At 57.6% G+C, this 11860-nt stretch carries 9 protein-coding genes, 2 pseudogenes and 1 other annotated feature; of the genes and pseudogenes, 2 read left to right on the plus strand and 9 right to left on the minus strand.

Annotation, left to right across the window (positions count from 1 at the left end; all coding sequences use genetic code 11):
• Positions 1–485: TerD family protein (locus K4G67_RS17160; protein WP_239807464.1), on the minus strand; the 485-nt coding region annotated here is incomplete at its 3' end.
• Between the two features lie 64 nt (positions 486–549).
• Entirely contained in the window at positions 550–1134 is a 585-nt protein-coding gene (locus tag K4G67_RS17165) for a TerD family protein (RefSeq protein ID WP_239807465.1), read from the minus strand.
• Between the two features lie 303 nt (positions 1135–1437).
• On the opposite strand from K4G67_RS17165, the gene K4G67_RS17170 reads away from it, so the two are divergent.
• Positions 1438–2195, plus strand: a protein-coding gene (locus K4G67_RS17170) for an IS5 family transposase (RefSeq protein ID WP_239807466.1) whose coding sequence is annotated in 2 segments (ribosomal slippage) — positions 1438–1773 and positions 1776–2195 — 756 coding nt in all. Because the reading frame shifts where the segments join, the coding sequence is not laid out codon by codon here.
• Between the two features lie 235 nt (positions 2196–2430).
• On the opposite strand, the pseudogene K4G67_RS17175 reads toward K4G67_RS17170, so the two are convergent.
• From K4G67_RS17175 to K4G67_RS17190, 4 genes and pseudogenes are all read right to left on the minus strand, one after another.
• A pseudogene (locus tag K4G67_RS17175) lies at positions 2431–3659 on the minus strand (IS3 family transposase).
• Positions 3264–3378: a sequence feature (AL1L pseudoknot), on the minus strand. Its footprint overlaps the pseudogene before it by 115 nt.
• Before the next feature lie 291 nt (positions 3660–3950).
• Positions 3951–4695, minus strand: a pseudogene (locus tag K4G67_RS17180) (IS5 family transposase).
• Between the two features lie 124 nt (positions 4696–4819).
• Positions 4820–5134 (minus strand): hypothetical protein, encoded by a 315-nt coding sequence (locus tag K4G67_RS17185; protein ID WP_224801168.1) that lies wholly within the window; start codon positions 5132–5134, stop codon positions 4820–4822.
• Between the two features lie 348 nt (positions 5135–5482).
• On the minus strand, positions 5483–6367 hold the full coding sequence (locus K4G67_RS17190) for a hypothetical protein (RefSeq protein ID WP_239807468.1): 885 nt from the start codon (positions 6365–6367) through the stop codon (positions 5483–5485).
• Between the two features lie 639 nt (positions 6368–7006).
• Here K4G67_RS17190 and K4G67_RS17195 point away from each other — a divergent pair.
• Positions 7007–7870 carry a DNA N-6-adenine-methyltransferase gene (locus tag K4G67_RS17195; protein WP_275588950.1) on the plus strand — a complete coding sequence of 288 codons (864 nt, stop codon included), beginning with the start codon at positions 7007–7009 and terminating at the stop codon, positions 7868–7870.
• 47 nt (positions 7871–7917) lie between these two features.
• On the opposite strand, the gene K4G67_RS17200 is transcribed toward K4G67_RS17195, so the two are convergent.
• The 3 genes from K4G67_RS17200 to K4G67_RS17210 all read right to left on the minus strand — a co-directional run bounded on the left by K4G67_RS17200 (position 7918) and on the right by K4G67_RS17210 (position 11685).
• Positions 7918–8529: a hypothetical protein gene (locus tag K4G67_RS17200; protein ID WP_239807469.1), complete on the minus strand. Its 612-nt coding sequence runs from the start codon at positions 8527–8529 to the stop codon at positions 7918–7920.
• Positions 8529–9038 carry a hypothetical protein gene (locus K4G67_RS17205; protein ID WP_239807470.1) on the minus strand — a complete coding sequence of 170 codons (510 nt, stop codon included), beginning with the start codon at positions 9036–9038 and terminating at the stop codon, positions 8529–8531. The genes K4G67_RS17200 and K4G67_RS17205 overlap by 1 nt, the downstream gene beginning before the upstream one ends.
• 673 nt (positions 9039–9711) lie before the next feature.
• The gene (locus K4G67_RS17210; protein WP_239807471.1) at positions 9712–11685 is read right to left on the minus strand and encodes an LPD7 domain-containing protein; all 1974 of its coding nucleotides are present in this window, start codon (positions 11683–11685) and stop codon (positions 9712–9714) included.
• Between the last annotated feature and the right edge of the window lie 175 nt (positions 11686–11860).

The following is an 11860-nucleotide window of genomic DNA, read 5'->3' on the forward strand; positions in this document are numbered from 1 at the left end:
CCGCCGAAATGGGTAATGAGTGCTGCAAGTCCGCCTGCGAAGCCTGCAGCGATGGTCCCGATTTTCCAACCGCTCGAATGGCGGTAGATCTCGATCATCATCACGGCCTTCTCATTGCTGAGGCTCGATGCAACGTCGAAGCTTGCCTTGTTGCCGTCGACGGTGACGATGAGTGGGCGCGCGCGCGAAATCGGCTGATTGTCATGTGTCGCGGTGAAGACGATGCGGTCGATCGAGCTCGGCAGCCTGTCGAGATCGAGATTGAAAACCGCATTGTCCGAGGTGGACATCATCTCGATCGCGCCTTCCGGCGTTTTCGGGTTCGAAAAGAGAACGACATAGCGGTCGTCGCCAATCTTCTTGGCGCTATCGAGACCGAAGGCTGCGATATCGACCCCATCGAGGCCGAAATCGACTTTGACAGTGCAGCACGAGCTGATGCCGAAATCGGCCAGTCCGCGCTTTTCACCCTTTTGCATTTGCATCGGGAACTCCAGTTCTGAGCAAGAAACAGAATTGAGCAGCCTTGATGGGAGCCGCCCCTTTAGGTCAGATGAGGGCGGCCGACGGGCTCACCAGATCATGGACCGTGCGGCCGCCGGCGCGTTCGCCCAGCGCCTTGAAGGTCCAGTCGCCACCGGCGCGGGTCAGGCTGGCAAGGATGATCCCGGTGTGCGGGCCGCTGTCGGAGATGTCGAAGCGCGCAAGTTCACGGCCCGTGCGATTGTCGACGACGCGCCCGAATGCATTATCGACCTTGTCGAACGTCTGGCCACGGAACGAATTGACGGTCAGCACGATGGTCTCGATGTTCGGCGGCAGGCGCATCAAATCGATGGCGATCGATTCATCGTCACCATCGCCATCACCGGTCAGGTTGTCGCCGCTGTGGCGAACCGAGCCGTCCTTGCTGGTCAGGGCGCCGAACCAGACGCTGTCGACGACCTGCCGACCGGTCGTGAACATCAGTGCCGAAGCGTCGAGATCAATATCGCCGCCGCCGCCAAAGACTGCGCCGAGGAAACCCTTGGCCTTGGCAGCGTCCCAGCCCACGCCCAACGTGATGCTGGTCAGGCCGTTCGGCGCGCTCTTCGAAAGGCTCACAGCCTCGTTCTTTTTCAGTGAAATCGTCATGGAAGTCCCCCTGGATTAGACGCAAATGCGCCGTTTGACGACGAGAAGAAACAAATAATGCGGGAAGTAATGTGCGACCCTGCCCCCCCCCCGCTGGCGCGTTTGACGTCGAAGGTTATTAAACGACTGTGCTGAGTGTCAAATTCAAACCGACAGCAATGTACGCGATTATCGTTAAAGGGTCGCTTAGCGTGTGGTCGCGAAATTCTGGTACGCAAAAGACATTAGGGTCCGGACCCATAAACGGGATTCACACCGGCGCTGCAAAGTGATTCACGTGCCTCCAGCAAGGAGGCTTGGTGAATGGCGGATTTCGTCTGGTTTTCGGATGATCAGTGGGCGCGGATCGAGCCGCTCTTGCCGAACGATACGCGTGGGATGCCAAGGGTCGATGACCGGCGCGTGCTTTCCGGGATTGTCCAGGCTCTGAAGAGCGGTGGTCGCTGGGGCGATTGCCCGGAACATGTCTACGGTCCGAAGAAGACGCTCTACAACCGCTTCCGGCGCTGGGCCGAACGCGGCGTGTGGGAACGGATCTTCGCCCAGCTCGCCGGGGTCGATGGCGTCCCTGAAGGGCTCTTCATCGACAGCAGCTGCATCAAGGTTCACCGCACTGCCGGCGGCGCAAAAGGGGGGCCTTGGCTCATGGTATCGGCATCACCAAAGGCGGACGCAACACCAAGCTCCATGCCGTCTGCGACGAGAAGGGCCGCCCGCACGTCCTCCTGCTGACGCCGGGCAACGCGCACGATGCCAAGGTCGCTATCCAGACGATCAATGCCGTACCGCCATCCCGCTATCTGGTCGCCGACAAGGGCTATGACAGCAACGCCTTGCGCTCTTGGCTTATCGAGCACGGAACCACTCCGGTCATCCCCGCCAGGTCCAACCGCAAAGTGCACATCGAGCACGATCGGCAAATCTACCGTCAGCACAATGTCGTCGAGCGCATGTTCTGCCGCTTCAAGGACTGGCGCCGCGTCGCCACTCGCTTCGACCGCAACATCAAGACCTTCATGGCCACCATCGCCATCGCAGCATTCGTCACATGGTGGCTCTAATGAGTCCGGACCCTAGTCAGCCATTTCAGACCCGATTATCCCCTTGGCTTTGGCCGCACCGTCTTTGATTGGAGGTCGAAAGACACCGAGGGCATTACCCATCACAAGCTGCAGAGGCGTCGCACCTATTTCGGGGCTTGCTGCGACCATCAATTGAGCCCCACGGTGGGCACGATCATTGAGAACATGCGGACCCTGAAGCGTCCCGGGTTTTCCGGAGGCAGTTTCATTCGAGTCATGCGACCATAACGAGGTTCTCTTTGGCTGCATAGTAATTGGCTTCGGCCTCGGCGGGCGGGATGTGCCCGATGTGACCGAACAGGCGGTGATTGTTGAACCAGTCGACCCAGCGCAGGGTTGCTATCTCCACGGCTGATACGCTTGGCCACGATCGCTGCCGCCAGATGACCTCGGCCTTGTAAAGGCCGTTGATCGTCTCGGCCAAGGCGTTGTCGTAGCTGTCGCCGACGCTGCCCACCGACGGAACGAGGTTGGCCTTTGCCAGGCGATGGGTGTAGTTCATGGCCAGATATTGCACGCCCCTGTCGCTGTGATGGATCAGGCCGTCATCAGGGCCAGGCCTGCGCGCATGGATCGCCTGCTCCAGAGCATCCAGAACGAAGTTCGCCGTCGCGGTGGTGCTGACCTTCCAGCCCACGATCCTGCGGGCGTAGGCATCGATCACGAAGGCGACGTAGACGAACCCCGCCTATGTATGCACGTAGGTGAAGTCGACCACCCACAGAGCATTGGGCCGGCTGACGCGGAACTCGCGATTGACCTTGTCGAGCGGGCATGGCGTCAGCGGGTTGCTGACGGTCGTGACCGTTGTCTTGCCCCGCCGCATGCCTGCCAGCCCCATGGTGCGCATCAACCGTTCCACGGTGCACTTGGCTACAGCGATGCCCTCGCGGCGTAACTGGTGCCAGACCTTGCGGGAACCGTAGAGGCCAAAGCTGTTCTCATGGACACGCCTGATCTCTTCCTTGATCTCATCATCGAGCCGGGCACGGGCCGAACGCCTGGCGGGATCTGCAAGCCGGGCAGCATGCTCGTGATAGGAGGACGGGGCGATCACCAGTTCGCGGCAGATCGGCTCGATACCCAGTTCCTCGCGGTGCGTGTCGATGAACGACATCACCATTTGCCGTGGCGGTCGAGCTCCGCCTGAGCAAAATATGCAGAGGCCTTGCGCAGGATCTCGTTGGCCCGGCGAAGCTCCTTCACCTCTCGCTCCAAGGCTTTGACCCGGTCCCGGTCACTGGCGGCCTGCGCCGCTGGCCCCGCTCGTCGGCTCGCCTCCTCGCGGCACCAGCGGCGTAACGTCTCTGTCGTGCAGCCGACCTTCCCGGCAATCGAAGTCATTGCCGCCCACTCCGACGGATAATCTCCCCGGTGCTCCTCCACCATCCGTACCGCGCGGTCGCGAAACTCAGGCGAAAACTTGTTCCTTGTAGCATTCATAGTGGCTCCTTCTCACAAATAGGAGCCTCCGGAAAACCCGGGACGCTTCACCCCGCTCGGTAGCTGCTTCCATGAAACCAATCTGATCTGAACGACGCGCCACGGTAAGAGCGGCACGGAACCGCACGCTAAGCTCGGCATGGCCTTCACGAAACTTAGCGGATCAGTGCGAAACATGCCGAGGCATGCAGACGACACACGATTCAAATACCTTCCGATTGTCGAACTGATTTAATGGTATTGTGTCGCGGCGCGGAAAATGTCCGCTAACGGGCGACCGAGAATCTGCCACTAGGCTTCGTGGACAAAGGGTATCCATAGTTTGACTGATGCGAGAGCGACGAAGCCGAGGTAAGATTCTTTGGTTTTATCGTAGCGGGTGGCGATGCGGCGCCAGTTCTTGAGTTTGTTGAACAGGCGCTCGATCAGGTTGCGCCACTTGTATTTGGCGCGGTCGTGCGGGGCAGGATTGCGCCGGTTGACCTTGGCTGGGATCACCGCCTCGACGCCTGCTGCTCCGATCTCCTCGCGGATTGCATCGGCATCGTAGCCTCGGTCGGCCAGGAAGGTCTCGATCCGGTCGGTTATCATGCGGAACAACGGAGCGAAGCCCTGCACATCGTGGGCCTGTCCGGGTGTCAGCACGAAGCCGAGCAGGAGACCTCTGGCATCGCACCTTGCGTGGAGCTTGGTGGTGAAGCCGCCTCGCGATCGGCCAAGTGCCTCGGTTTGCTGAGTCCCCTTTTTTACCGACAGCACAATGATGTGCCCGGACCACTGTGCTGTCGATCATGTCGGCGGCTGTATGCCGCCCCGCCAATTCGGCCAGCGTCTCGAGCATGGAATCGAACACGCCGGTCGTGACCCATCGTCGATAGCGCCGGAACACGCTGTTCCACTTACCATACTCGTCTGGCAGGTGTCGCCACTGCGCGCCGGTCCGCGCGATCCACATCATGCCTTCGAAATAGGGACGATTATCCTGCGCCGGGCGGCATCCGCGACCACGCTCAGGCGGCAGCAGCGGCCCGATCACTTCCCATTCTTCGTCCGTAACGCCAATCCGTTCGCCCGAGGCCGCCTCCAAAAGCCAGCCTTGAATCAGTGGATCGGTAACGCGTCAAGGATTGCTGGCCGTCCCTGCCGGGCCACAGCGACGTTTACATCTCCGCGTTCGATATTGTCGTCTGGATATCCGTTGGTTTCAGAATGTCGGAACCTGGGGTTTTATAAACGGTCAACTCTCCGTTTTCCCAAAGGCCGACCTCGACTGCCTTGGCTGACGGATCGACAAGCAGATAGAATGCGTCGCTACCCCCCTCATTATCCTTGTTGCCCGACGTGAAGAAAACTTCGCCATCGCGTTGCAAGGGAGCGGCTGTCTCGCTGTTCTGCATCAGCACGTTCAGCTTGTCGTCGAGAAGGTTCCTGAGCTCGGGCGCTATCGGGCTTTCGTCATAGAGCCTGCTATCCACGGGATGCTGACCGACATACTCGCTAAGTAAGGACCAATTCCCATCGTTCTCGCTCGCAGTGGGCACCGATTGGCTCTGAACTTGCTCCGTGCCATTTCGCGATGCCGTTGAATCCGTTGATTGCCCACAGGCTGCCAACAATATAGAGGACGCTATGAGGAAATAGGTTGCACGCACCCGATTATCTCCACGAAAGTTAATTGATCACTCTCCGCACTTACCGACAGATTGCTGGTATGCAAGGTTTGTCCACGAACCCTAGTGACTGGTATTGGGGCGCTAAGCTGTCGTTTATGACAGTCATTTTTGTTGCGCTCCCGCCGAACGTCCTCGGCGGGAGCAAGGCAGTCAACTGAGCAGCTGACCATCAGCGGTGAACGCGACCAAGCGTTCGCGATTGGGGGAAGCATCGGCAGTCAATCCGGACGGGCGGCTCGAGTCTATTCGCCGGTTGTCAGGGCGATTCTCTTCAGAATACACAACGCCGTTCTCCCATTCGAACGCTTTACAAACCCGGTTTTCGGACCAGAGGCGAGTTTTCAGAGATCGCGCGATCTGAACCAGGTCAGCCTGCAGGTTTCCTGATAGGCCTCGAAGCTGCTCGAGGCTGTCAGCTTCGATGAACCCCACCGCGCCCTTAGCTCCGGCCAAGTTCGCCCTGTCGGCTGCTGGACGAAGCTCAGCGATCAGTGCTTTCAGTTCGTCGCGCGTTTCTGCGACGGACGAGATCGAAAGTCTTTCCCGGAACGATCGAAGCATGTTGCAGGCGGCAGCTTCGTAGAAAAGGTCCATTTCTCCCATCCGATCTGACCGTTCGGCATCGATCCACGCGAGCTCCACCGAGGTAACACGAAATCCGACACCCTGGCTTCGAGCCAAGGACATCTGTTTGCTGGCCTCGGTTCTGATCATTTCACGGCGCTCAACGAGTTCGTCGAGATTTGCCAGAACTTGCTCGAGCCTGTTGCGCACCACGGCCAAGTTGGCTTCGATCTCTTCGATGCAAGCCGTGAGGGGCAATCTAACCGTTTGCGCGACATCCCATCGAACGAGCAGGTCGACCTCGATCATGGCCGCGCCAGGAAAGGCGACGGTCACCCGATAATCGCTTGTATGTGGCGCCAAAAGCGAAGGGTATCCGATCGCATCGAGCATCGATCCCATCATTCCTGCGTTGAATTCGATCGCGCGCTTCACTTGGAGATCGAGTTCGATTGCGGTGGCCTGCGTCATTGTTTTACCTTCTCATTTCATTCGAGGACCATTCCTCACCCGAACCCCCTCAATCTTTCGGCGCCAGCGGTCGGCTCGCACCGCGCGCCTCCCCCGATCTCGTTCCTACGAGATCGCACTCGCTAAGCGAGCAGCCGCAAGGGCGAAATCAGCGCAAGTCCCGCATTCTTATGTCAACGCTCATCGAACCGTGCGAGAGTAAATTAAGATAAACAGCGCATTTACTTTACTTTTTACTTGACGGAATTTTTCAACTGATTATCATCAGCATTCGCTGCCCAATTTTCCTCCCTCGTGTTGGTCTCGATCACGTTGGGTAAGTTATTGACGGCTTCTGCAGCCAGAGACTGCGATCAGCCAATTTTCGAAGATTTGAAATGTCATAGCGGCCTGATCGTGCTCGCCTGCGCTTTGACCTCACGAGCACATACGCGCGCTGTTTCTGCGCCCAATCTTCGTTCGGCTCCTTTATCTCACGCAGCGGACTTCTGGAGGCGACCGTCCGAGCAAGCCTTATCATCTCGAACTTTTCAAGCGCGCATTTGAAGCGCATCGGTATTCGCGAAACTAGCGCTCCGGCAATCTATCGTTATATCACCAGTATCTGATATCTGGAGACATCACATTCTGATTGATGATCTGCGTGCAGCACGGAAGGAAAAAGGCTGGTCGCAACGCACACTCGGGGAGCGGTCTGGTGAAAGCGCGCAGGCGATTTTCCGTCTCGAGCGGGGCATCGGATCAGTTTCGACATTGGAAGCTGTGATGCGGGCTTTGGATTTCAGGCTCACCGGAATTGGTCCAGGAAAATCGCTTGCTGAACAATTGCGCACTCGGCGCTTGAAGCAGAGCATGACCATTGGAGCTTTGACCAAGCGGACCGGGCTTTCCCCTACGACCATCCGATCAGTCGAACTGGGAGGCGGATCGGTTGCCAGTATTTTGAAGATCTTGAATGCGTTGGCGCCGAAGGCCAAACGTCGAGCTCCTGAGCGCGCCTATTGGGGGCAAGGAGACAAGGATGACCGCGACAGCCGCTTCACACCACCGGACTTCATGGAATCGATTTACGCCTCCTTCGGAAAGATCGACCTGGATCCCTGCGCGCACCCATCCAGTCCCGTCGCTGCGTCAAAAAAATATATCCTCGCAAACGGAGACGACGGATTGCGAGATGCCTGGTCCGGCAAATTCGTCTACGTAAACCCGCCTTTCTCCGACCAACTCAATTGGTTGCGGCGGGCGCATGAACAATGGCGGCTTGGCAATGTCGCAACCATAGCATGTTTGGTTCCTGCTAGGACGGACTCGACGTGGTTTCACGAGACGCTGCGCGCCGATGCCGATATCTACTTCTTGCAAGGGCGGCTGCGATTTCTCGACTTGCGCGGCAATACTCAGCCGACGCCGTTCTCGCTCATGGTGGTCATTTTCGGCGCGACCAAAGAGCAGAAAGAAAAGTTTGCTGCTGCCGTGCCAGGCTTTTGGATGGATCGGGCGTAAAGGCGATAGGCCGGGGGGCATCTGACAGGGTGCCCCCCGGCACATATTCAGCGCTCAGCGTCGACGAATTCTTCCCATCGGTCGGAGAGAATACGAGCCCCGGAATCATGGAGGAGCTCGCGATCCAGGCCACCATATCGAAGGCCGAGTTTCGACGACGTGCGAGGACAGATCAGCAGATGCAGGTGCGGATCATTGGCGCATGACACTCGACCCGGCACGTGTTGAATGAGCAGGGTCGCTATTCCGCGCTCTTCGGCGAGAATTTTTGCGAATCCGCGTCCCGTTTCCCACGCCTGGTGCAAACGGTCGGCATCAGGTGTCGGGACCGTCAAATAGACGATGATGCCGGGATCGACCTTCATTTCGTCGCAGGCTCTAAGGAACGCGATAGGGCTTGTGAACTGGTCCTCGGCCTCACGCGGCAGGATTACATCTGCTCTTTCTGCCGTGATAGCATCAGGGTCAAATTCCGATGGAGGAACGGGCTGCAATTTCCGCATGCCGAATTCGAGGGCCGAGTTGCTGCGGTCCTTATAGCTCGCGCGCAGGACACCAAAGGTCACATCGCCCTCGCTAAGCAGAAAAAGCCAGCTCTCTGGCCGTTCGGGATCGGTTACCGACTTCGGATTTGGATCTTTCTTCGACCGTTGTGCCATCAGACCATACCCCGCGCCAGGCGGACAATCTGGGCTGCGGCTCGGCAGGCGCCGTCGGCTCGTTCTTCTTCAGAGAACGGCCGCCGGAAATGGAGCTCCAACCCGCGATTGGTAAGCTGCATGGCCGGACCGTCGGAATTATCAGCGCAGACCCACAGGTCAGCATTCTCGCGCTCGACGAAATAGCAGGAGCGCATGACGAGCAATTCCACCGGCGTTCGCAGGGCGATGGCGACCGTGACCGGATTGTCCTGTTCCGGGGACAGGCCCGCGCGGATGAGAATGATATCGCTCGCCAGTTCATCGGCCGCATTCGCGAAATTCGCGAACACAGGTTCATCCGCTTGCGTGACGGCGCAAACGAGCTTGCAGTTACCGAACGCGATAGCGTCCGGCGGGAGGTAGGTGGATTTGACGGTCCGGATCGGACCTGCCCAGGCCATGGCGACCAGCGGCAGCGCCAGCAGACGCAGGGCCGGATTGTATTCTTTTGCTTCGTGGAGGTTCATCGACACTTCCTTTTAAAAGACGCTGGATCGGACGATCCAGCGGAAGCATCGATCTTTATTTTCATCCTGCCGATTAGCTTCCCTCACAAATCGAACCCTTATTTTCAAAAGAATATTTTATTGATTGCAGTGGTTAAATCATAGATTGACAAACCCTAACTTTAGAGAATTCGATTCGCCCGGCTCGTATGCAAATCGAAAAAATTTCTCTATTAGAGTCGGCTGTTGCGATTGATCTTGCCACCCTCCCGCGAGAAGCTTCGCTCGCGTGCCCCCGTTTCGCCCCGGATGCGAGAAATGCGAGCAGAAGCAGTGAACTCACAACCGATCTCCGATCGCTGCACAGTCTATGGATTGTGTTTATCGAAGGGCCCTAGTGCAGGGCGATATGTTTGGACAAAAGGTGTCCCCATGGCGTCGCCGACACCTTAGGTTCTCAAGTATCGCGAAAGGCCCGATACCAGGTCAGACAGAAGTTGAGCGTGTCCACCGCCCTCGATAATGTCCTTGTCGCATCAACCCCGCATTCGAGTGGCTTGATCGATTGTGCGTCCGCCTCGCTCGCTTCTCCGCGCGCTTGCTGCGATCAACCACTTCATCTACACATGAACGACGGCCTTTCCGAGAAGATCAGGCGGCTTTTGCGACCGCTATTGCGACTTCATTTCATCCCTCACCGTTGACGATAATCTTTTTGCTTTGGTGGCGGGTCTTCAGCACTCCTAGGTCCCTTCGCGGCAATCAGTTCCGGAGGGTCAGTGTTCGGTGCACTCGGCGAGCGCTCCGTGTCCGTCAGCGGGGCGACGTTGAATGATCTTTCGGTCACTTCGGAGGCTGATGTCCCCGCGCGCTGCTTTCCCAATCGTTTGGATTTGTCTGTATCAAGTCGCTTCGTCTCAGCACGATCAAGCCTCATCCACTCCCGTTCGAGCCGATCGAGCATTTCGGTAACGGCTTCCGTATCTCGCGCCAGAAGAAGCGCTATCGCGAGCTTAGGTTCGCGCTCCCCTATGCGATCGAAATTGCGGCGCCGAACCCGCTCCCGATCCTTCGTGGCTTCTGTGCGGAGCAGCTTTTCCGCTAATTCGACAGCATTCCGGTGGTTGCGCAAAAAACACTCCTGGATTGCTGGGTCGTCGTCGAACCTCGAGACGTCGACCAAAAAAGGCAGGCTCGGATCCCCTTCATCGTAGCGAACTAAGTCGAGACTGAAGGTAAGAACGGTATGGCCCTCACGATCCTCGCTCCGCTGCGGTATCAAAGGTAGGTGCACCTCGTTGCCTAGACGCTTAACAAAACCCTCGATCAACTTCTTACGTTCAGGATCAGCCCGGTGATCGGTAGCCGCCCAGCCTTTTGATGACGGGGACGGCCCTCGTTTGTCGAAGGATCGCGCCTCAAGAGAGTTTCGATCGGAAAATTGCGTCGCGGCCTCATCGTGAGGGGATACGCTCGACCTCACTGATGCAGCGTGACGCACCCTCTCAATCTCGGCGCGCCGTGCAACGAAGTCCACATCGATCAAGAAACCGCCAAGCCCCTTGGATTGCGCTACTTCGAATGCGCGCTCGCGGAACTCTTCACTGCCCTGGATCGCGATCTTGTAATCGAACTTGACCGAAGCAAACTTGAACGCCGCAAAAATTGCCTCTTCATCGTCCAAAGCAATAAGATCGATGCGATTGCCGCGATCGAGAAAGGATGGTGATTGATCTGGGGCCTTGGCGTATAGCGGTCCGTCAGCGCTTTCGAACCGCAAATACTCGTCGATCTCCTTTGGCTCGAAACCCGTCGACGCCGGTCCTGTGAAGTGCGCAAATGAAGGCACGTCGTCTCGATAGTTGGCGGCATCGATTTCTGCGCTCTTGACCGGGCGATACAGCTGTTCCGAACGCTTCTTCCCTCCCCCAGTTCGTTTTCTATCTCCTTCACGCCATTCTGCCCGACGATTATCCGAGTCAGGTGGTGTGACGAGGTCGTCAGCTGACTCCGCTCGAGTCCGATCGGCTGCAACCCCGTTCTGGATTTGCCTCGGTGACCGATGATCGTCCGAAATTCTCCCGTTTAACTTGATTGTTTCAACAAGCCGACGAGGCGGTCGCAAATTGGAAGACGTCGTCGAGTCCGATGGCGTCGGCGAAGTCTGAAAAACTCCGATCTCGTTTAAGCTGCCGACACTTTGTAAGAGGCCCACGGATGCCAGCGAGCTTTCCAATCCCCTCTTCAGGACGGGATATTTCATCTTCGCGGCTGCGGAGAGGGCAAGACGACGATCGCGCTCCATCTCCAGATACTTTAAGATCGGACCGCTGCTCCAATGCTTCGACAACATTGTATCGATCGATTTCGGCACTTTGTCTCCGAGCCGAACGCTCCCCTTGCTTATGATCAAGCAATTCCGATCGGATCCGTTCTTTTCGAGCCAAGTAAGTAAGCGGTCGCGCACCCTCTCGTCGAATTTCGAAGGCTCTGCGTGTGGTTGGATCACATTCGATCGCCGCCCTGAATAGCTGAGCTTCGCTCGAGAGAATTCGGCAGGAAGATGCGACGCGACTGCTTCGAGTATCGCTGGTCTCAGATCGTTCATCTTGCGCTCGAGGCCAGCGATAATTCTGCGTTGCTTGGTGCGCTCGGAAGATTTCGGCACCCTCTCCTCGATTGAAGCCAGATGAGCCTTAGCTTGATCGAGAAGCTGATCATCACCCTTGCGCTTCCTAACTGGCCGGCCAGGAGTCGGAGTTAGCCCGTCCTATTCATGAGGCTACCGCTTCGTGTTGTTCGGACGGCGATGTGGCGGTGCCTGATTGATCAAGGCGCACGCC

The sequence above is a fragment of the Croceicoccus hydrothermalis genome (assembly GCF_022378335.1).
Lineage (GTDB): Bacteria > Pseudomonadota > Alphaproteobacteria > Sphingomonadales > Sphingomonadaceae > Croceicoccus > Croceicoccus hydrothermalis.

Bases quoted from the DNA above. Each gene is read 5' to 3' on its own strand.
- K4G67_RS17205 (WP_239807470.1), bottom strand. From the start codon at position 9,038: ATGAACCTCCACGAAGCAAAAGAATACAATCCGGCCCTGCGTCTGCTG.
- K4G67_RS17200 (WP_239807469.1), bottom strand. From the start codon at position 8,529: ATGGCACAACGGTCGAAGAAAGATCCAAATCCGAAGTCGGTAACCGAT.
- K4G67_RS17190 (WP_239807468.1), bottom strand. From the start codon at position 6,367: ATGACGCAGGCCACCGCAATCGAACTCGATCTCCAAGTGAAGCGCGCG.
- K4G67_RS17165 (WP_239807465.1), bottom strand. From the start codon at position 1,134: ATGACGATTTCACTGAAAAAGAACGAGGCTGTGAGCCTTTCGAAGAGC.